The 20,684-nt window shown below is 69.7% G+C and carries 15 protein-coding genes; 5 read left to right on the top strand and 10 right to left on the bottom strand.

Annotation, left to right across the window (positions count from 1 at the left end; genetic code table 11):
• Positions 1 to 194: 194 nt before the first annotated feature.
• Complete coding sequence (flhA, locus tag BMZ47_RS14765) at positions 195 to 2,357, bottom strand: flagellar biosynthesis protein FlhA (RefSeq protein ID WP_091863202.1); 2,163 nt, start codon at positions 2,355 to 2,357, stop codon at positions 195 to 197.
• A gap of 192 nt (positions 2,358 to 2,549) precedes the next feature.
• On the opposite strand from flhA, the gene BMZ47_RS14760 reads away from it, so the two are divergent.
• Positions 2,550 to 3,116, top strand: coding sequence for a hypothetical protein (locus tag BMZ47_RS14760; RefSeq protein ID WP_007566486.1), 567 nt, complete (start codon positions 2,550 to 2,552; stop codon positions 3,114 to 3,116).
• Between the two features lie 63 nt (positions 3,117 to 3,179).
• On the opposite strand, the gene BMZ47_RS14755 is transcribed toward BMZ47_RS14760, so the two are convergent.
• Together BMZ47_RS14755 and BMZ47_RS14750 are read right to left on the bottom strand one after the other, a co-directional pair.
• A complete protein-coding gene (locus BMZ47_RS14755) occupies positions 3,180 to 4,421 on the bottom strand; it encodes a KpsE/RkpR family capsule polysaccharide export protein (protein WP_091863201.1) in 1,242 nt (413 codons plus the stop codon).
• Between the two features lie 130 nt (positions 4,422 to 4,551).
• Positions 4,552 to 5,205, bottom strand: coding sequence for an ABC transporter ATP-binding protein (locus BMZ47_RS14750; RefSeq protein WP_007566489.1), 654 nt, complete (start codon positions 5,203 to 5,205; stop codon positions 4,552 to 4,554).
• 529 nt (positions 5,206 to 5,734) lie between these two features.
• On the opposite strand from BMZ47_RS14750, the gene BMZ47_RS14745 reads away from it, so the two are divergent.
• The 3 genes from BMZ47_RS14745 (at position 5,735) to BMZ47_RS14735 (ending at position 8,744) form a co-directional block, all read left to right on the top strand.
• Positions 5,735 to 6,178: a PAS domain-containing protein gene (locus BMZ47_RS14745; protein WP_007566491.1), complete on the top strand. Its 444-nt coding sequence runs from the start codon at positions 5,735 to 5,737 to the stop codon at positions 6,176 to 6,178.
• 57 nt (positions 6,179 to 6,235) lie between these two features.
• The gene (gene frc / locus BMZ47_RS14740) at positions 6,236 to 7,486 is read left to right on the top strand and encodes a formyl-CoA transferase (protein WP_091863200.1); all 1,251 of its coding nucleotides are present in this window, start codon (positions 6,236 to 6,238) and stop codon (positions 7,484 to 7,486) included.
• An 82-nt stretch (positions 7,487 to 7,568) separates the two neighbouring features.
• On the top strand, positions 7,569 to 8,744 hold the full coding sequence (locus tag BMZ47_RS14735; protein WP_091863199.1) for an HPP family protein: 1,176 nt from the start codon (positions 7,569 to 7,571) through the stop codon (positions 8,742 to 8,744).
• Positions 8,745 to 8,753: 9 nt separating this feature from the next.
• Here BMZ47_RS14735 and BMZ47_RS14730 read toward each other — a convergent pair whose 3' ends face one another.
• The 7 genes from BMZ47_RS14730 to BMZ47_RS14700 all read right to left on the bottom strand — a co-directional run bounded on the left by BMZ47_RS14730 (position 8,754) and on the right by BMZ47_RS14700 (position 19,590).
• Positions 8,754 to 10,325, bottom strand: coding sequence for an ABC transporter substrate-binding protein (locus BMZ47_RS14730; RefSeq protein ID WP_091863198.1), 1,572 nt, complete (start codon positions 10,323 to 10,325; stop codon positions 8,754 to 8,756).
• A 379-nt stretch (positions 10,326 to 10,704) separates the two neighbouring features.
• Positions 10,705 to 12,450, bottom strand: a complete 1,746-nt coding sequence (gene oxc / locus BMZ47_RS14725; RefSeq protein WP_091863197.1) for an oxalyl-CoA decarboxylase — start codon at positions 12,448 to 12,450, stop codon at positions 10,705 to 10,707.
• A 186-nt stretch (positions 12,451 to 12,636) separates the two neighbouring features.
• Positions 12,637 to 13,923, bottom strand: coding sequence for an oxalate/formate MFS antiporter (oxlT, locus tag BMZ47_RS14720; protein ID WP_007566502.1), 1,287 nt, complete (start codon positions 13,921 to 13,923; stop codon positions 12,637 to 12,639).
• Between the two features lie 152 nt (positions 13,924 to 14,075).
• Positions 14,076 to 15,899: a DEAD/DEAH box helicase family protein gene (locus BMZ47_RS14715; RefSeq protein ID WP_244536820.1), complete on the bottom strand. Its 1,824-nt coding sequence runs from the start codon at positions 15,897 to 15,899 to the stop codon at positions 14,076 to 14,078.
• Positions 15,900 to 15,992: 93 nt separating this feature from the next.
• On the bottom strand, positions 15,993 to 17,096 hold the full coding sequence (locus BMZ47_RS14710) for a branched-chain amino acid aminotransferase (RefSeq protein WP_167369050.1): 1,104 nt from the start codon (positions 17,094 to 17,096) through the stop codon (positions 15,993 to 15,995).
• 102 nt (positions 17,097 to 17,198) lie between these two features.
• The gene (locus BMZ47_RS14705; RefSeq protein WP_091863194.1) at positions 17,199 to 18,959 is read right to left on the bottom strand and encodes an ABC transporter ATP-binding protein; all 1,761 of its coding nucleotides are present in this window, start codon (positions 18,957 to 18,959) and stop codon (positions 17,199 to 17,201) included.
• A gap of 109 nt (positions 18,960 to 19,068) precedes the next feature.
• Positions 19,069 to 19,590 carry a Spy/CpxP family protein refolding chaperone gene (locus BMZ47_RS14700; protein ID WP_091863301.1) on the bottom strand — a complete coding sequence of 174 codons (522 nt, stop codon included), beginning with the start codon at positions 19,588 to 19,590 and terminating at the stop codon, positions 19,069 to 19,071.
• Positions 19,591 to 19,738: 148 nt separating this feature from the next.
• On the opposite strand from BMZ47_RS14700, the gene BMZ47_RS14695 reads away from it, so the two are divergent.
• The gene (locus BMZ47_RS14695; RefSeq protein WP_424974335.1) at positions 19,739 to 20,677 is read left to right on the top strand and encodes a metal ABC transporter substrate-binding protein; all 939 of its coding nucleotides are present in this window, start codon (positions 19,739 to 19,741) and stop codon (positions 20,675 to 20,677) included.
• Positions 20,678 to 20,684: the final 7 nt, after the last annotated feature.

Raw genomic sequence — 20,684 nt, 5'->3', positions numbered from 1 at the left:
GCGCCCGAGGCGAGCCCGGAATCCAGATACGCCGACGGTGCCGGGTTTCGATCTGTCAGCGGTTATGGATCCCGGGTTCCGCTGCGCGGCCCCGGGATGACAAGGCGCCTGTTTCGCCGTCCGTCCAACTCTCAAATCGTTGGGCGACGAGCTTTGCCCGGTGCGCTGCCGGTTAGCCCCCAGCCCGCCACCCCTCAGATCGACCCCACCGTGCGCAGCCGCGCCCGCGGGTGGATCTCTGCCTGGCTCATCACCGGGGTTTCGCGGCGGAAGCGCTCGATGATCGAGCGCACGAACGGCCGGGACTGGGCCGAGGTGACCAGAACCGGCATCTCGCCCTGGCGGGCGGCGGCCTCGAAGCGGTCGCGGACCGCGGTGACGAACTCGCTGAGCTTCGAGGGCTGCATCGCGAGGTAGCGCTCCTCGCGCTCGCCGACGATCGATTCCATGAAGGCCTGCTCCCAGGCCGGCGACAGGGTGATGATCGGCAGGGTGCTGTTCTGGTCCTGGTACTGGGCGCAGATCTGCCGGCCGAGCCGGGCGCGGACATGCTCGACCACGTCGCGCGGGTTCTTTACCGCGCCGGCGACTTCCGCGATCCCCTCCACGATCGCCCCGAGATCGCGGATCGACACGCGCTCGGAGAGCAGGAACTGCAGCACGCGCTGCACGCCGGTGGTCGAGATCTGCGAGGGCACGATCTCCTTGAGCAGCTCGGCATGCTCCTTGGGCAGCTCGCGCAGCAGCTTCGAGACCTCGACATGGTTGAGGAGCTCGGAGACATGGGCCTTGATCACCTCGGTGAGGTGGGTCGAGACCACGGTGGCGGCATCCACCACCGTGTAGCCCTTGAGCTGCGCCTGGTCGCGCAGGGACGCGTCGATCCATGTGGCGGGAAGGCCGAAGGTCGGCTCCAGCATGTGCTGGCCGGGCAGCTGGACCTGGCCGCCCATCGGATCCATGGCCATGAACTGGCCCGGGAAGATCCGGCCCGTGCCGGCCTCGATCTCCTTGACCCGGACCACGTAGGAATTGGCGTCGAGCTGGACGTTGTCGAGGATCCGCACCGACGGCATCACGAAGCCCAGCTCGGCCGCGAGCTGGCGGCGCAGCGCCTTGATCTGGTCGGTGAGCCGGTCCTGGCCCTCGCCGTTGACCAGGGCGAGGAGCGCGTAGCCCATCTCGAGCTTGAGGTCGTCGAGCTTGAGCAGGTCGGTGACCGTCTCCTCCTTGGCGGCGGTCGCGGCGGCCGCGACCGCCTTGGCGTCCATCGGGGCGCCCTGGGCGTCCAGCGGCGGGGCCTCCTTGGCGGTCTTGTTGGTGCGCCAGGCGGCGTAGCCGGCTCCGCCGCCGAGCAGCAGGAACGGCAGCATCGGCATGCCGGGCAGGAGCGCGATCAGGAACATCACGGCCGCCGACATGCCGAGCGCCTTGGGGTAATGCGCGAGCTGCTTGCCGAGCGCCTTGTCGGCCGAGCCGCGCACGCCCGCCTTCGAGACCAGGATGCCGGCCGCGGTGGAGACGATCAAGGCCGGGACCTGGCTCGCCAGCCCGTCGCCGATGGTGAGCAGGGTGTAGCTCTTGGCGGCGTCGCCGAAGCTCATGCCCTGCTGCGCCACCCCGATGACGATGCCGCCGACCACGTTGATGAAGGTGATCAGCAGGGCGGCGACCGCGTCGCCGCGGACGAATTTCGAGGCGCCGTCCATGGCGCCGAAGAACGAGGATTCCTCCTCCAGGGCGGCCCGGCGGGCTTTGGCGACCTTCTCGTCGATCAGGCCGGCCGACAGGTCGGCGTCGATCGCCATCTGCTTGCCGGGCATCGCATCGAGGGTGAAGCGGGCCGCGACCTCGGCGATGCGGCCCGAGCCCTTCGTGATGACCACGAAGTTCACGATGATCAGGATCGCGAACACGATGATCCCGATGACGAAGTTGCCGCCCATCACGAAGTTGCCGAAGGCCTCGATGACGTGGCCGGCCGCCGCCGTGCCCTCGTGGCCATGGCCCAGGATCAGGCGGGTCGAGGCGAGGTTCAGCGCCAGCCGCAGCATCGTGGCGATGAGCAGCAGCGTCGGGAAGACGGTGAATTCCAGCGGGTTGTCGATCGACAGGCCGGTCATCATGATCAGCACCGAGGTGATGATCGAGACCGCCAGCAGCAGGTCGAGCAGCACCGCCGGCAGCGGGAAGATCAGGACCGCCAGGATGCCCATGACGCCCGTGGCGAACATGAGGTCCGAGCGCTTGGACAGCGCGTGGAGGTCGCCGCGGGTCGGCAGCGCGAGCTGACTCAGGACCGAGGCGGCCCCGCCCATCGCCCCGCCCCTGGCCGGCGCGCTCGCCGTCTCCGCCATCGTTCTCGATCCATCGCCGTCCGCCCGGGGGAATCCCGGGGGCGGACCCGGCAAGATCTGCCGAGCGGATGGTTAGCGCGCCGTTAAGAACCGGGCCGGCGTGGGCGGAACCCGCATGGCTTCAGCCGCTTGTCCCGCCGCGGCATCGTCGTCGCGCAACCGGGCGGCAGCCCACCGATCGAGGGATCCCGCATGGCCGCCCGTGTCCTGACCGCCCTGTTCGACGAGTACGACACCGCCGCCGGCGTGGTCGACCAGCTGGAGGCCGCGGGCGTGCCCCATGCCGATATCAGCATCCTGGCGAACCGGGCGGGATCGGATACGCCCCGGGATCAGCCCTTCGGCGATCCGAAGCCCGACGTGGTCGATCCGGTGGACGCCGCCGGGACGGGCGCGACCGTCGGCACGGTGCTCGGGGGCGGCGCCGGATTGCTGGCGGGGCTCGGGCTGCTGGCGATTCCCGGCCTCGGGCCGGTGGTCGCGGCGGGCTGGCTGATCGCGGCCGTGACGGGTGCGGGCGTCGGCGCCGCGGCGGGCGGGCTGATCGGCGGCCTCACGGGCGCCGGACTCACCGAGGGCGAGGCCGAGACCTATGCCGAAGGCGTGCGCCGCGGCGGGACCCTCGTGACGGTGCGGGCCGAGGACCACCAGGCCGACCGGGTGATGGCGATCCTCGATCGCGCCGGCTCGATCGACCTCGACGAGCGGGCCGAAGGCTGGCGCGCCGAGGGCTGGACCGGCGCGGCGGTACGCGGCTGAGCCGGGCCGAGCGCCGCGTCTCCTTCGACGCGGCGCAGAGTGCTTCGTCGAAGGCGCTCCGGCTCAGTTCATCATCTTCCGGGCGAACATCGAGGCGGCGAACAGCACGGCCGCGCCCGCGGTGACCAGGCTGATCAACAGGATCCGCCGCGGCTCCACCGAGGATTCCGCCTTCACGGGCTCGACGATCGGGCTGAAGAACTCGATCTGCCGGGCGGCGACGATGCGGGCGCGCTCGTGGGCGGTCAGCACCTGCTGGTAGTACTTCTCGGCGTTCTTGCGGTCGTTCTCGAGGGCCTCGAACCGGGTGAGCGCGTCCGAGAGCAGGCGCTTCTGCTCCGGATCCTGGCTGGCCGATTGCCGCTCGATCCGGGCGATGTTCTCGTCGAGATCCTTGATCTGCTGCTTGATGTCGATGATGCGGCGCGATTCCGGACCGAGGTCGCGCTGGCCGATGGCGAGCTGGACCGCAAGGTTGATGCGGGCCGCCCGCAGCTCGGACACGATCTTGAGGTTCGCCTCGTTCGACTTCTGGGCATCGAGCACGCCTTCGCGGTTGCGCAGGTCGCGCATCGCCAGGCGGATCTTGGTCATGCGATCTTCGGCGATTTTCAGCTCGCGGGAGCTCTCGGCGACCGCATCCTCGCGCGCCTTCACGCTGAGGTCGTTCACCATCCGCTCCGCCTCGGTCATCACGGCTTTCGCGATGGCGAGGGATTCGTCGGGGTCGAAGGCCTCGACCGTCAGCGACATGATGCCGGAGCCGGATTCGACGTCGACGCCGACACGCCGCTTCCAGTAGCGAAGGAACTTCTCGATCGGCTTCTCGGCGTCGAAGCGCGAGAAATAGTCGATGCTGTCGCGGCTGAACCACTCGCGGATCGGCAGCTTCGCCTCGATCGCCTCGATCATCGGCCGGCTGTGGATGTATTCGTTGGTGATCAGCGTGTCCTGCGCCACCATCTGGCTCGGGACACCCGACGAGGTGCCGACCGAATCCGGCGCCGCCTTGTCGGCCGTGCCGAGTGCCGGGCGAATCGCGAACCGGGCCTCGCTGACGTAGCGGTCGGACGCGATCAGACCGAAATAGACCGCCCCGACCAAGGTCGGCAGCACGAAGCAGATCACGAACAGGATCGGGATCCAGGGATCGTTCTTGACGTGGCTCTGGTAGGACCGGATGCCCTTCTTGCGGTCGACGAACCGCGACATGCGGGCGATCTGCCGCAACGATTCGGTGACCGCCTGCTGGCGGTCCGCGGTCGTCAGCGGCTGCCCCTCGGCTTTCCGGATCTCCATATTCATGACCTGATCCCCGGCCTCCCCGGACTCGACGGCCGGCCCGTCACCGGGCCCTCGACCGCGCCGAAACGCTCGCGTCGGATGCCTCTCGCACGGGGAGGCGGCAAAAGCATGTCTTCGCGGCTGCGATCATTCAGGCGTTGAGGCGCCGATAGACCTCGATCGCGTCGTTCACGTCCTCGTAGATGATCGCCCGCCCGTTGAGCAGGACGAGGCCCTGCGTACACCATTGGCGGATGGTCTCCATCGAGTGCGAGACCATGATGATGTCGGCGTTCTTGCGCCGCTGGGAGAAGACCTCGTCGCAGCGCTTCGAGAATCGCGCGTCACCCACGGAGGTGATCTCGTCGATCAGGTAGCAGTCGAACGGGATCGCCATACTCATGCCGAAGGCGAGCCGGGCGCCCATGCCGGACGAATACGTGTAGATCGGCACGTCGAGATAGCTGCCGAGCTCGGAGAAGTCCTCCACGAAGTCGAGCACGCGGCGCGGATCCTCGCCGTAGATCCGGGCGACGAACATGACGTTGTCGCGGCCGGTCATCTTCGGATGGAAGCCGCCGGCGAAGCCCAGCGGCCAGGAGATCCGCAGGCCGCGATGGATCCGCCCCCGGGTCGGATCCTCGGTCCCGGCGATGAGCCGCATCGTGGTCGATTTGCCGGCGCCGTTGATGCCGAGGATGCCGTAGGAAATGCCGGGCTTCAGGGTGAACGATACCTGCTCCAGGATCGTCCGCTTGTGGCCGTCGGTGCGGTAGACCTTGCTGACTTTCTCGAAACGGATCACCGGGGTGGTCTCCAGGGCGGATTGCCGAAACGCCGGCCCGTGCTGTCTGGCTGCGCGGCTCCTGCCCCCGGAAAGCGGCGAATCTGAGAAGGCCGGCTTGCGCTGGCCGCGCCCCTGAGCTCGCGCGAAAGCCTTCAGCCTCACCGCCCTGGCGAGCACAGCGAAGCAAACCAGGGCAGCCCGCCGTTCCGAAGGGCGATGGATCTCGCGCTCAGCCGGCTGCGCTCGCGGTGTCGATCCGGGCCGTCCGGCGGCCTGTTCCCGACAGCGATCTGGCTCGCGCCGGGTGACAACCGATTTGCAACAAAATGCCGTTTTGCGCCTTCGCGGTTGACGTCGGAGGGTATTTGGCATACCAGATACCAAGACGCACAGCGAGACGCGGTGACGAGCTCCGGGCCGACCGGAACTTTAGCGCCGTATCGCAGGGAGACCGCAGTGACGGACCCGAGCTTCGTTGCCCCCGACACAGCCTGCGTCCCGGCCGCTCGACATCGCCGCTGGGCCGTCCGTGTCGGACGCTGACACCATGCTGGACCGCCCCGCCGGGGACGACCTCACGGGACTCGTCGCCGCCATCGGCGACGCCGTGGTGGTGGCCGATCCGGAGGGGGCGATCACGGTCTGGAACCCGGCGGCCGAGCGGATCTTCGGCTTCACCGCGGCGGACGCCCTCGGGCAGACCCTCGATCTGATCACGCCGGAGCGCCACCGCCGCCGCCACTGGGACGGCTACGCCAAGACCATGCGGACTGGCACCACCCGCTACGGGGCCGAGACCCTGCGGGTGCCGGCGATCCACAAGGACGGCCGCCAGCTCTCCATCGCCTTCACGGTCGGGATGATCCGGGACGCGTCGGACCGGGTGACCGGCATCGTCGCGGTGATCCGCGACGAGACCGAACGCTGGAGCGAGGAGAAACGCCTGCGCCAGCGGGTGGCCGAACTCGAAGCCCTTCCGAACGGATCCTGACCGGAAACCGGGACCGTCCGAAGACCGCAAACCTCAACGCGCAAGGGAGAACGCCAGATGAGCAAGCCGTTGGACGGGATCAAGATCATCGATTTCACCCACGTTCAGGCCGGCCCCGCCTGCACGCAGCTGCTGGCGTGGTTCGGCGCCGACGTGATCAAGGTCGAGCGGCCGGGCGCGGGCGACGTGACCCGCACGCAGCTGCGCCACGTCGAGGATGCGGACGCGCTCTACTTCACGATGCTCAACTCCAACAAGCGCTCGCTGACGCTGGACACCAAGACCCAGGCCGGCAAGGAGGTGCTGGAGAAGCTGATCCAGGATTCCGACGTGATGGTCGAGAATTTCGGCCCCGGGGCGCTGGACCGGATGGGCTTCTCCTGGGCCCGCATCCAGGAACTCAATCCCGGGATGATCCTGGCCTCCGTGAAGGGCTTCTCCGACGGGCACCATTACGAGGACCTGAAGGTCTACGAGAACGTTGCCCAATGCGCCGGCGGCGCCGCCTCGACCACCGGCTTCTGGGACGGGCCGCCGACCGTCAGCGCCGCCGCGCTCGGTGATTCGAACACCGGCATGCACCTCGCCATCGGCATCCTCACGGCGCTGCACCAGAAGAACAAGACCGGCACCGGCCAGAAGGTCGCCGTCTCCATGCAGGATTCGGTGATCAACCTCTGCCGGGTGAAGCTGCGCGACCAGCAGCGCCTCGATGCGCTGGGCTATCTCGAGGAATACCCGCAATACCCGCACGGGGAATTCTCGGACGTGGTGCCGCGCGGCGGCAATGCCGGCGGCGGCGGCCAGCCCGGCTGGGTGCTCAAGTGCAAGGGCTGGGAGACCGACCCGAACGCCTACATCTACTTCACGATCCAGGGCCATGCCTGGGCGCCGATCTGCAAGGTGCTCGGCCGCGAGGATTGGATCACCGATCCCGCCTACAACACCCCGCGGGCCCGGCAGGACAAGATCTTCGACATCTTCAAGACCATCGAGGAATGGCTCGCCGACAAGACCAAGTTCGAGGCGGTGGACATCCTGCGCACCTACGATATCCCCTGCGCGCCGGTCCTGTCGATGAAGGAGATCGCCGAGGACAAGTCCCTGCGTGCCAGCGGCACCGTCGTCGAGGTGCCGCATCCGAAGCTCGGTAGCTACCTGACCGTCGGCAGCCCGATCAAGTTCTCCGACATGACCGTCGAGGTGAAGGCCTCGCCGCTGCTCGGCGAGCACACCGACGAGGTGCTGACCGGCCTCGGCTACAGCCCCGCGCAGATCCAGGCGATGCACGAGGCCCGCGCCGTCTGATAAGCGGCTCCGAACCTCTGCTAATCTGAGTCGGGACGGCGCGCCCTGCGCCGTCCCGACTCGTGTGCACGATGCGGATCCGATGCGATCACTGCTCAGCCGCCTCCTTCCCGAGCTGACGCCGGTCAGCAAGCGCGAGCGTCTCCGCTCGGCCGCCGGCGCCCTGCTGGGGATCTTGGTCACCGGCCTGATCTGCCGCGCCGCGATCGGCCCGGAGGCCGCACCGGTCCTGATCGCCCCGATGGGCGCCTCCGCGGTGCTGCTCTTCGCGGTGCCGGCCAGTCCCCTGGCGCAGCCCTGGTCGATCCTCGGCGGCAACCTCGTGGCCGCCCTGGTCGGCGTCACGGCCGCGACCTGGGTACCGGACCCGTTCGTGGCGGCCTCCGTGGCCATCGGGTTGGCGATCGCCCTGATGATGGCCCTGCGCTGCCTGCACCCGCCGAGCGGGGCGGTGGCCCTGACGGCCGTTCTTGGCGGCCCGGCGATCCGGGAACTCGGCTACGGCTTCGTGCTCTGGCCCGTGGCGGCCAATTCGCTGCTGCTGCTGAGTGCGGCCCTGCTGTTCAACAACCTCACCGGCCGCGCCTATCCGCACCTGCGCCCGGCCGGCCCGCGGACCGACGACCGGGCGCCGGCGTCCCGCCTCGGCTTCCTGGCCTCGGACCTCGATGCGGCGCTGGAGGATTTCGACCAGCTGCTCGACGTCGATCGCAGCGACCTGGAGCAGATCCTGCGGCGGGTGCAGATGCGCGTCTATGGGCGTCGCCCGGGCCAGACCACCTGCGCGGCGATCATGTCCCGCGACGTGATCGGGGTCGCGCCGCACGATTCCCTGGCGCAGGCGCTGCACCTGCTGCGCCGCCACCGGATCAAGGCCCTGCCGGTCACCGACGAGCGCGCCCGGGTGCTCGGGATCGTCACCCAGACCGACCTGTTGGACAAGGCCGAATGGGACCGGAGCGGCCCGCGGCTGGGCCTCGGCCGCCGCCTGCAGCTGACCGTGGAGCGCGGGCGGGCGCCCCATGGCTGCGCCGCCGACATCATGAGTGCGGTCGAGCCCGTCACCCCGGACACGCCGCTGGCCGAGTTGGTGCTCCGGATGGCGGAGGCGGCCCTCCACCACCTGCCGGTGGTCGATCCGGATGGCCGGCTCGTCGGGATCGTCTCCCAGACCGATCTGATCCCGGCGCTGATGGCCGATGCCGGGCCCGGCGGTCCGGCGCGGGCCCGCAGGGCCGCGGATGCCGTGCCGGCCTGACCCGCCCGCTCAGCCCTTCCTGACGTTCCAGAATACCGGCACGCCGTCGAGCACCCCGGTCACAGAGGGCTTGTACGAGGTCTGGTTGAAATACTGCCCGAGCGGCAGGTAGGGCACGTCCGCGAAGGCCTGCTTCTGCAGGGCGTCCGCGAGCGTCTTGCGCGCGGCGGTGTCGGGAGCATCGAGCCATTCCTGGCGCAGCGTCTCGAGCTTCTCGCTGGTCGGCCAGCCGACCGGGGCGCTCGCGCCGGTCCCGCGCAGGAAGGCGCTGACCGCCGGGTTGGCTTGGTCGAGCCCGGCCCAGAAGGTGCAGAAGATGCTCCAGCCGCCCTGGGCGATCGGGTCGCGCTTGGCCCGCCGCTGGACCACCGAACCCCAATCCATGACCTGATAATCGACGTTGAAGCCGGCCCGAGTGAGCATGTCGGCCGCGACATCGCTCAGCGCCTTCAGGCTCGGGAAGTCGGAGGCGCCCATCAGCACCACCTTCTCGCCCTTGTACCCGGCCGCCGTCAGCGCCTTCTTGGCGGCGTCGAAGTCGCGCTTGCTCGTCAGCACGTCGAGGCCGGCCTCGCTCGCCATCGGCAGGCCGGGACAGAAGAAGCCGGCCGGCACGTGCCGCAGCTTCGGGTCGTCGCCGGTCACCGCCTGCATGAAGTCGGTCTGGTCGACCACCTTCAGCAGCACCTGCCGGATCGCCGGGTTGTCGAAGGGCGGCAGCAGCTGGTTCATGCGCAGGCAGCCGATCAACCCGGTCGGGTCCTTGATCGAGGTCTTGAGGCTGCCCAGCGTCGGCACGAGGTCGGAGGGCGGCTGCTCCCACCAATCCATCTCGCCGGTCTGCATCGCCGAGGCTGCGGTGGCCTGATCGGGGATGACGTGCCACTCGACCCGGTCGAGGAAGGCGCGCTTGGGGCCCGAGGTCCATTGCGGCTCACCGCCCTCGCGCGGGACGTATTTGTCGAAGCGCTCGTAGACGACCCGGGCGCCGACCATCCGCTCGTCGGCCTTGAACCGGAACGGGCCGCTGCCGACCATCTCGGTCACCTGCGTGAACGCATCGGTCTTGGCGAGGCGTTCCGGCATGATCGCGCAGATCGGCGAGCCGACCTTGCCCAGCGCGTCGGGCAGGAGCGGGAAGGGCTTCTTCAGCCGGAACTGGATGGTCCGGTCGTCGGGGGCCGAGAGCTCGTCCGTGTAGGCCATGAGCGTCTGGCCCATCGGGTCGCGCTTGGCCCAGCGATTGATGCTGGCGACGCAGTCGCGGGCGAGCACGGGCGTGCCGTCGTGGAAGGTCAGCCCGGGCCGCAGCGTCATGCGCCACAGCTTGCCGTCATCCTCGACGACGTGGCCGGCGACCATCTGCGGCTGCGCGGCGTAGCTGGCATCGGTCCCGTACAGGGTGTCGAACACCGCGAGCCCGTGGTTGCGGGTCACGTAGGCGGTGGTCCAGATCGGGTCGAGCACCGTCAGGTCGGCCTGCGGGATGAACTTGAGCACCCGGGAGGCCGTGCCCTGGGCGAGTGCCGGGGCGGCGAGCGCCGCGCCCGACAGGGCCACGAAGGATCGTCTGGTCAGCATGTCGGCTCGCCCCTGCGCTGCGTTCGCCGAAGCTTAGCACGAGGCGGGCCACGGGGAGGGCGGTCGGCCCGTATCCGCGGGAGGATTACCGGTGGTTGTTGGCTATCTGGGGGAAGAGGCTCGGGCCCTTGTCGATGCCTCAAGCGACGTGGCCCCAAAAACACTGTTCAGGAGCGGCGGCCGCTGGCGACAATGTCATTCCGGGGCGTCGCAGGCGAGCCCGGAAGCCGGATGCGCTGACCGCGCAAGGCTTTGCTCCACCTGAGTTTCTGGATCCCGGGATCCGCTACGCGGCCCCGGGATGACGGGGTGGATGTTCCAACGCTCAAGACACTCTCGAACGTCTTCAGAACACATCGCCCCCTGAGAGGCGTGCGCCTCACGCCTTCTTCTTGATCCCGCTCTGCGGGTTGAGGCTGCCGATATTGCCGCTCTCGCTGCCGGCGGCCGGGTCGATCACGGCGTTGATGAGCGACGGCCGGCCGGAATCCATGGCGGCGTTGACCGCCCGGGTCAGCTCGTCCGGCGAGGTGACGTGGTAGCCGTCGCCGCCGAAGGCCTCCATCATCTTGTCGTAGCGGGAATCCTTCACGAACACCGTGGTGGCCGGGTCGCGCCCGGTCGGGTCGGAATCGGTGCCGCGGTAGATGCCGTTGTTGTTGAACACGACGATGCAGACCGGCAGCCCGTACCGGCAGATCGTCTCGACCTCCATGCCCGAGAAGCCGAAGGCGCTGTCGCCCTCCACGCACAGGACCGGCTTGCCGGTCTCGATCGCGGCGGCGACGGCGAAGCCCATGCCGATGCCCATGATGCCCCAGGTGCCGACATCCAGGCGCTTGCGCGGCTGGTACATGTCGATGATGCCCCGGGCGAGGTCGAGGGTGTTGGCGCCCTCGTTGACCAGGATCGCGTCGGGCCGCTCCTTCACGATGGTCCGCAGGGCGCCGAGCGCCGCGTGGAAGGTCATCGGCGAGGCGTTGCTCATGAGCTTGGGCGCCATCTTGGCGATGTTCGCCTCGCGCTTGGTCTTGAGCGTGTCGATCCAGTCGGCCGGGGGCTGCTGCCAGCCCTGGCCCATCCCGTCGAGGAGTGCCTGGACGCAGGAGGCGATGTCGCCGACCACCGGGGCCACGATCTCGACGTTCGAATCCATCTCGCGCGGCTCGATGTCGATCTGGATGAACTTGGTCGAGCCCGGCTCGCCCCAGCTCTTGCCCTTGCCGTGCGACAGCAGCCAGTTGAGCCGGGCGCCGATCAGCAGCACCACGTCCGAATCCTTGAGCGCGGTGGAGCGCGCGGCGCCGGCCGAGAGCGGGTGGGTGTCGGGCAGCAGCCCCTTGGCCATGCTCATCGGCACGTACGGGATGCCGCTGGTCTCGACGAGCGCGCGGATGGCGTCGTCGGCCTGAGCGTAGGCTGCGCCTTTGCCGAGCACGATCAGCGGCCGGCGGGCGGATTTCAGCACCTCCAGCGCCCGGGTGATCGCCTCGGGGGCGGGGCGCTGGGCCGGGGCCGGATCGATCACCTTCACCAGCGACTTCTGGCCGGCCTCGGCCTCCATCACCTGGGAGAACAGCTTGGCCGGCAGGTCGAGATAGACGCCGCCGGGACGGCCTGAGCAGGCCGCGCGGATCGCCCGGGCAACGCCGATGCCGATATCGGCCGCGTGCAGCACCCGGAAGGCCGCCTTGCACAGGGGCTTGGCGATGGCGAGCTGGTCCATCTCCTCGTAATCGCCCTGCTGGAGATCGACGATCTCGCGCTCGGACGAGCCCGAGATCAGGATCATCGGGAAGCAGTTGGTGGTGGCGTTGGCGAGCGCGGTCAGGCCGTTCAGGAAGCCGGGCGCCGAGACCGTGAGGCAGATGCCCGGCTTCTGGGTGAGGAAGCCCGCGATCGCGGCGGCGTTGCCGGCATGCTGCTCGTGGCGGAACGACACGACCCGCATCCCCGCGGCCTGGGCCATGCGGCCGAGATCGGTGATCGGGATGCCCGGGACGCCGTAGATCGTCTCGATGCCGTTGAGCTTGAGCGCGTCGATGACGAGGTGGAAGCCGTCGGTGAGGTCGGGCTCGGCCTCGATCTCGGGGGCGGTGTGGACGATCTTTGCCAGAGCGGTCATCGCAGTCTCTCCCGGAAATTCAGTGTCGGTATGGGGTGCTTTCGAGGTTTCTGTCAGGATCTCCGACCCGCTATCCGCGTCCTGAGGTGCCCGCCGCTTCGCTTCGTCGCCTCAGGATGAGGGGAAGGGTAGGAGATCCGTGTAGGCCGAGCGTCGTTCGAGCGACGGCGTGATGTCAAAGGCCGTTCAGGCCGCCCGGATCGGCTGGGCGGCGAGCGCCGCGGGATGCTCGGCCTCGGCGAGGTAGCGGGCGCGCAGCGGCCGCAGCAGGAAGATCGCGAGCGCGGCGGCGGCGACGTTGAGCCCGATGATCAGCGAGAACACCGCCGACCACCCATAGGCCGCCGACAGGAGGCTGGCGAACGGCACCAGGAACGCGGCGGTGCCCTTGGCGGTGTAGAGCAGGCCGGCATTGCTGGCGGCGTATTTGGACCCGAACGTGTCCCCGCAGGTCGCCGGGAACAGGGAGTAGATCTCGCCGAACACCCCGAAATACACCGCGGTGGCGAAGACGAACACCATCGGGTGGTGGCCGTAGGTGAGGAGGACGATCACCGCCAGGGCCGCCGTCGAGAAGGCGATGAACATCGTGTTCTCGCGGCCGATATTGTCGGAGACGTAGCCGAAGAACGGCCGGCCGAACCCGTCGAAGATCCGGTCGAGGGAGATCGCCAGGGTCAGCGCCGCCATCTGGAGGCCGAACAGGCTGACCGGCACGCCGGCGACGTGGAAATCCTGGGCGATCGGGGCGATCTGCGCCGCCGCCATCAGGCCCCCCGAGGCGACCATGACGAACATCGCGTACATCACCCAGAAGACCGGCGTGCGCACCGCCTCGCGGGGGCTGCGGTCGATCTTCGTCTGGGGCAGGCGCAGGCTTTTGCGCTGCATCGGCACGATGGTGGCCGGCTTGCGCAGCAGGAAGGCGAGGGCGAGCACGATGGCGCCCTGGCCGATCCCGAAATACAGGAAGGCGTCTTGATAGCCGCTGGAGGCGATCATCCGGGCGATCGGCACGACGGTGATCGCCGCGCCCGCACCGAAGCCGGCCGCGGTGGCGCCGGCGGCCAAGCCGCGGCGATGCGGGAACCACTTCAGCGCGTTGCCGACGCAGGTGCCGTAGACCGAGCCGGCGCCGATGCCGCCGACCACCGCGCCGAGATAGAGCAGCGCGAGACTGTCCGCGTAGGCGTCGATCGTCCAGGCCAGGGCGATCATCACCCCGCCGAAGGCGACCACCAGGCTCGGGCCGTAGCGGTCCACGAACCAGGCCTCCACCGGCACGAGCCAGGTCTCGGTGGCGACGAACAACGTGAAGGCGAGCTGGATCGCCGCCCGCCCCCAGTGGTAGCGCTGATCGATGGGGTCGACGAACAGCGTCCAGCCGTATTGCAGGTTGGCGATCATGGCCATGCAGATCACGCCGAAGGCGAGCTGCCACCATTTCGCCGACGGCGAATCCTGGCGTTCCATCCCTGAGCCTCTCTGGTGGGCGGCGCGTCCTTGAGCTGGCGCGTCTGTCTCGTGCAGGCTCAATCATGCATATTCGGCTCAGGCATGCAATATACCAGACCGATACGGTGGCGGTTCGCTGTCAGTCTCGGAAATATTGTTCCGTCTGCCGGTCAGGTCGCGCTGGGTCCCCAGCTGCCCAGCGTCGGCTCGTCCGCCGGGACAAGCGTCTCATCGATCTCCGGTATCCCGGCGGCATCCTCGGCGATGCCGATCACCGCGCGGGCCGCCTCCCAATCGGGATCATCCGCTACCTCCGACAGGACCCCGCGATCGAGGCCGGTGACGCGCCCGCGATCGAGGCGGACGAAAACGCGGCCGGTCTCGGCCCGGGCGAACCGGACCGCGTCCATCCGCCGAAGGCAATCGCGCAGAAAGCTGGTGTTGGCGGCCGCCGCGAGGTCGACCCCGCGAAAGACTTCGTCGGGCCCGTGAGCGAAAATGTCGACCTTGCGAAACCGGTCGATGTCGATCAGCCCCTTCACGTCGAGAATGTTGAGGACCCCGCCGGCCCCGAACGCGATGGTGCGCGGGCGCTCCCCCTGCGGGACGCTGTTGTCCAGGAACTCGCAGACCACTTGCTTGTCCCGGGCGAGCGCCCAGTTGAAGAACAGGCGCGGCATGCCGGTATAGGCCTCGACGTTGTGGGCCAGCAGGTCTTCGACCGCCTTGAACCGGCCGAACTGCTCGCCGCGCTTGTAGGCGCGCTCCACCGTGTCGGCCGGCGGCGTCACCATGAACTGCATGTAGACCCGCTCGCCGAACCGGGTGAGCAACTGGCCGCCGCCATCCGAGCCGGCTTCGGCCTGGAAGCTGTCGAACCGGAACCGGTCGATCAGCAGGTTCGAGATCCGCCGCTCCGCCGCCTTGCGGGTGACGTAGCGGTCGAGCTTCATGTCGATCATCTCGACCTCGTAGCCCGTGAGCGTACCGGCATACCGGGTCGCCGGGCCGAGGCTGTCGTAGTCGAGCAGGAACTTGCGCCAGACGTCCGGGGTGATCACCGCGAAGTCCGACCAGGCCATCCCGAGCCGCCGGGCCAGCCCGAGCTGGTAGGGTCGGATCGTGCTCTTGCCGGATGCCGAGGCACCCTTGACGTTCATCACCACCGGATGGGCCTGCGGGGCGAGACGCCGATAGCCCCGGGCCTCGACCACGGCGGCGATCCAGGGCTCGATCAGTTCGCCGATGCGGCGGCTGCCGTAGCCGTTCGAGACCAGGGTCCCGGCGATGCCGCGCAACAGGGCGGGATCGCGGATCAGGGTATTCTGCCGCGCGAGAATCCCGGAGACGACGCCGCGCAGGGCCTCGCAGGCGGCGATCTCCAGGCCGTCGCCGGCCTGCAGCGCCCGGCCTTGCCAGGCCTCGAGGTGGTTCAGCGCCCGGGTCGCGGGATCCTGCCGGGGCGGCGGCCTCGGCGGTGGCGGGCGACGCCCGAGCAGCCGGTCGAGCCAGCCGGGCTCCGGGGCTGCCGGGGGCGGCGGGTCGTCGAGGATCGCGGCGATCTCGCGCTGGAGCACGGCGTCGGCTTCGGCGCGGAGCGCCGCCAGGGCCGCCTCGACCTCACCGAGCCGGGGCTCGATGCCCTCGCGCAGGATGGCGGCGACGATCGACCGGAAATTGACGCCGAGATCCGCGTAGACCGCGCCCACCGGCACCGACAGGTCGGACATGACCCGGATCAGCACCTCGTGGACCACCAGGCGCCAGGGCCGGATCCGGGTGAGCTGGCGGGCCGGCAGGCCGCACAGGTCGCTCATCTCGAGGGCGTCGCGCAGCGGCGTCTCGACGTGCTCGGGGCGATAGACGGTGATCAGAGGCGCGAAGGCGGCCGGAAGGTCCGACTGGACGCCGGGATTCCAAGGCCCGGCGACCGGGGGAGCGGCGGCCGGTCCGGTCACGGATGCGCCCGGGCGGGGCGCACGAGCCTCGGGCATCGTCCTGAAGATCGGATCCAGGACGATGCCCTCAGGTTTTGGTGGGGCATCGTCTGTTTTCGGGTGCCGGACAGTGTCTGTCCGGACGATGCCCTAAAAGACCTTCTGGAACCAGCCGTGCGAGTCCTGGGTCGTGCCGCGCTGGATATCGACCAACATGCCCCGCAGCCGGCGGGCCACCGGGCCGGCCACCGCGTCGCCGATGGTGAAGTTGTCCTCGCGGCCCTTCACGGTGCCGATCGGGGTGATCACCGCGGCGGTGCCGCAGGCGAAGGCCTCGGTGAGCCGGCCGGTGCGGACGTCGGCCCGCCAGGCGTCGACCGTGTAGGGCTCCTCCTTGACGGTGAGCCCCGCCTCGCGAGCCAGGGTGATCACCGAGTCGCGGGTGATGCCGGGCAGGATGCTGTCGGAGAGCGGCGGCGTCTGGAGCGTGCCGTCGGCGAACACGAAGAACACGTTCATGCCGCCGAGCTCCTCGATGTAGCGGCGCTCGGCCGCGTCGAGGAACACCACCTGCTCGCAGCCCTGGCGCGCGGCCTCGGCCTGCGCGGCGAGGCTCGCGGCGTAGTTGCCGCCGCACTTGGCCGCCCCGGTGCCGCCCGGCGCGGCGCGGGTGAAATGCTCCGAGATCCAGACCGTGACCGTGCCGGTCGGGTCCTTGAAGTAGGAGCCCACCGCCGAGGCGATGGTGACGAACAGGTATTCCGAGGCCGGCTTCACTCCCAGGAACGCCTCGTTGGCGATCATGAACGGCCGCAGGTACAGGCTGCCGTCGGGCGTGTCGGGGATCCAGTCGCGGTCGATCTGCACCAGCTTGTGCATCGCCTCGACGAACGCATCCTCGGGGAACGGCGCCATCGCCATGCGCTCGGCCGATTGGCGGAAGCGGCGGGCATTGGCGTCGGCGCGGAACAGGGCGGCCCCGCCATCGGCGGTGCGGTAGGCCTTCAGGCCCTCGAAGATCTCCTGCGCGTAGTGCAGCACCGCGGCGGCGGGATCGAGCGGGATCGCCTCGCGCGCCTGGATCCGCGCATCGTGCCAGCCGCGACCGGCCGAGTACCGGGCTACGACCATGTGGTCGGTGAACACCTTGCCGAAGCCCGGATTCTCCATCAGGGCAGCCCGCTCGGCGCTGGTCCGGCGGGCGGGATGGGCGTGGGTCTCGAACGTCAGGTCGCTCACGGGTGGGGTCCTCATAGACTCAAGCCCTTATGCCGCGCTCCGGCGGACGAATCTACGGAGCGCGCGCATGACTCATGCGCCGGATTTGCCGTGCCGGCGGCTCGATAGCAGGTCGGCTCAGGCAGCGGGCGCCGGCTCCGACAATTGCATCCGGTGCAGGCGGGCATAGGCGCCCCCGGCCGCGATCAAGTCGTCGTGACGGCCGGTCTCGATGACGCGGCCGGCTTCCATCACGGCGATCCGGTCGGCCTCCCGCACCGTCGAGAGGCGGTGGGCGATCACCAGGGTGGTACGGCCGCGCATCAGACGGGTCAGCGCCTCCTGGACCAGGCGCTCGGATTCCGAATCGAGCGCCGAGGTCGCCTCGTCGAGGAGCAGGATCGGCGCGTCCTTGAGGAAGGCCCGGGCCAGGGCGACACGCTGGCGCTCGCCGCCGGAAAGGCGGTTTCCGGCCGGGCCGACGCGGAACGCGTAGCCCTCCGGCAGGGCGGTCACGAAGTCGTGGGCGGCTGCGGCGCGGGCGGCCGCCTCGATCTCGGCCCGGCTCGCCCCGGGTCGCCCGAAGCCGATATTGGCCGCGATGGTGTCGTCGAACAGCACCACCTCCTGCGAGACCACCGCGACGGCGGCGCGAAGCGAGGCAAGCGTCACGGCGCGCACGTCCTGCCCGTCGATGGTCACCCGGCCGGCGGCGACGTCGTAGAGCCGTGGCACGAGGTTGAGCAGCGAGGATTTTCCGGAGCCCGAGCGCCCGACCAGCGCGGTGGCGGCGCCGGCTGGAACCGTGAGGTCGATCCCCTCGAGCGCCGGCGCGTCCGGCCGGTAGCGGAACTGCACGCCCTCGAACCGGATCTCCCCGGTGGTGACGACGAGCGGCGTCGCATCGGGCGCCTCGCGGATCTGGGGCGCCTCGTCCATCACGTCGAAATAGCGCCGCAACGCCGCCGCCGCCTCCTGCAGGATGGCGTTGAGGTTGCCTAAGGCCCGGGCGGGCTGCGCGGCGAGCAGCAGGGCCGCCACGTAGCCGGTGAAATCGCCCACCGTCCGCTCGCCGGCCAGCACCCGCTGCCCGACCAGCACCAGCACGCCCGCCACCGCGATGCCGCCGCCCACCTCCAGCAGCGGGTCGAGGCGCCCGCGGGCGTTGGCGGCCTTCATCTTGAGGCGGCGCACCTCATCGAGCGCCTGCACCGCCCGGCCCTTGAGGTAGCTCTCCATGGCGTAGGTCTTGGCGACCCGGGCGCCCTGCAGGCTCTCGGAGATCAGGCTGGCGGTGGCGCCCATCTGCTCCTGGGTGGTGGTCGAGACTCGCCGGAGCTTCTTGCCGATCCGCCCGATCGGCCCGGCCACGAACGGCACCGTCAGGCCGGCGACCAGGGTCAGGACCGGATCCATCCAGATCAAGGCCGCGACCAGCCCGATCAGCATGGCGATGTCGCGCAGCAGCACCGTGGAGATGCGGGTCAGCGCCTCCTTGATGAAGGCGAAATCGGTGGTGAAGCGCTGGGTCAGCGCCGCAGGGCTCTCGCGGCCGAGCTGCGCCAGGTCGGATTCGATCAGGTGGCCGTAGAGCGCCGCCTGCATGTCGGCCTCGACCCGGGTGACGACCCGGTTGGTCAGCACCGTCTGGCCGAACAGCGAGAAGCCGCGCAAAGCCGTGACCACGATCACCACCAGCGGCCCGTAGGCGATGGCCGCCGCATCCTTGCGGTCGAAGGCGTCGAAGGCCGCCTTGATCAGCGCCGGGTACAGCCCGGTCGAGCCGCCCACCAGGGCGATCAGCACCAGCACCACGGCGAGCGTCGCGCGGTGGGGATAGAGCCAGGTGCGCCACAGGCGGACGAGGAGGGGGAAGGTGTCGCCGGGGAGGCGCGCCATGGAGCTTACCGGTTCGGTCCTGTCACCGGGCTCCCTGAGGCAAGATCCGCGGCGGCAGCGGTTTGCAGCCGCCGCCGCCGCGGATCAAGTTTTTTGCCGTCGGCCGCGTTCAGCGGTCGTCGCCGCCGGGGCCGCGCTCGTCGTCGCGATGGCGATGCCAGCCGCCGTGGCGATGGCCGCCCATCGGGCGGGCCAGGATCATGGCGCGCCGCTTCTGGCCCTCGTCGAGGCTCGCGTAGAGCGGCTGGGCGGCGTCGGCGAGCTTGCGCAGGGCCTCGCCCCGGGCGGAGGCGGCATCGGCCATCGCCCGCAGGGCGGCCGGCGCGTCGTCGGACATCTTCGGACGGTCGCGCATCGCCTCGCGGCGCTGCTGGCGCAGCTTGACCATGTCGCGCAGCGCGGCCTCGACCGGCGGCCACAGCTTCTCCTGGTCGGCATTGAGCTTTAGGCCGGCATGGAGCCCGGCGATGCGGGCATCCGCGAAGGCGGCCCGATCCTCCGGGGTTAGCGCGCTCCAGCGCCCGTGGCCCCGGAAACCGTCGGAGCCACGGTCATGCGCCGCGGCCGCTCCGACGAGGCCCAGGCCGAGGGCACCGGTGACGAGAAGGGCGGCTCTCAAACGTCCGGACATGGCATGCTCCATCTCACGCTCGGTCGCCGCGGCGATGACCCGGCAGCGACCCACAGCGCGCATCAGGCGCCGGCCGTGTATCCCGCTTGTGTATGTAACATTGTTACATTACAGGCTCCGTGACCCCGGTGGATTGGGAGGACAGGACGTGCGCGGGACGGTTCGGTTGGCGTGGCTGGTGGGGCTCATCCTGGGGCTCGGCTTCTCTCTTCCGAGCCGGGCGGCCCCGGACGCCGAGAGAATCCGCGCGGTGGCGAGCTTCTCGATCCTCGGCGATCTCGTGCGCGTCGTCGGCGGCCCGCACGTGGCGGTGACGAACCTGGTCGGCCCCGATTCCGACGCGCACGGCTTCAGCCCGTCCCCGGCCGACGCCAAGAAGCTCGCGACGGCCGACATCGTGTTCGTCAACGGGCTGGGGCTCGAAGGCTGGCTCGACCGGCTGATCCGGGCCTCGGGCACCCGCGCGCCGGTCGTCGTCGCCTCCACGGGGGTGAAGACCATCGCCGCCGTGCACGAGCACGCCCATGCCGACGGCGGTCACGACCACGACCACCACGCGGTCGATCCGCATGCCTGGCAGAGCGTCGCCAACGTGCGGATCTACGTCGCCAACATCCGCGACGGCCTGGCGAAGGTCGATCCGGCCCATGCGGAGGCCTACCGGGCCGCGGCCGAGGCCTACACGGCGCAGCTCGACGAGCTCGACCAGGCGGTGCGCCGGGCGGTGGAGAAGATTCCCCCGGAGAACCGCCGGATCATCACCACCCACGACGCGTTCGGCTATTTCGCCGATGCCTACGGGCTGCGCTTCATCGCGCCCCAGGGCGTGTCCACCGAGAGCGAGGCGAGCCCGCGGGATATCGCGGCGATCATCCGGCAGATCCGCCGGGAGAAGGTGCCGGCGGTGTTTCTTGAGAACATCAGCGACCCGCGCCAGATGGAGCAGATCGCCCGCGAGGGCGGCGCGCGGATCGGCGGCAGGGTCTATTCCGACGCCCTGTCCGGGCCGGACGGGCCGGCGGCGACCTATCTGGACATGATGCGCTCGAACCTGCGGGCGTTCGACGCGGCCCTGACCCCGGGCTGAGCGCCCG

The sequence above is a fragment of the Methylobacterium brachiatum genome (assembly GCF_900113845.1).
Lineage (GTDB): Bacteria > Pseudomonadota > Alphaproteobacteria > Rhizobiales > Beijerinckiaceae > Methylobacterium > Methylobacterium brachiatum.
Note: the sequence above shows the minus strand (reverse complement) of the source record. Positions and strands in the feature narration are given on the sequence as shown.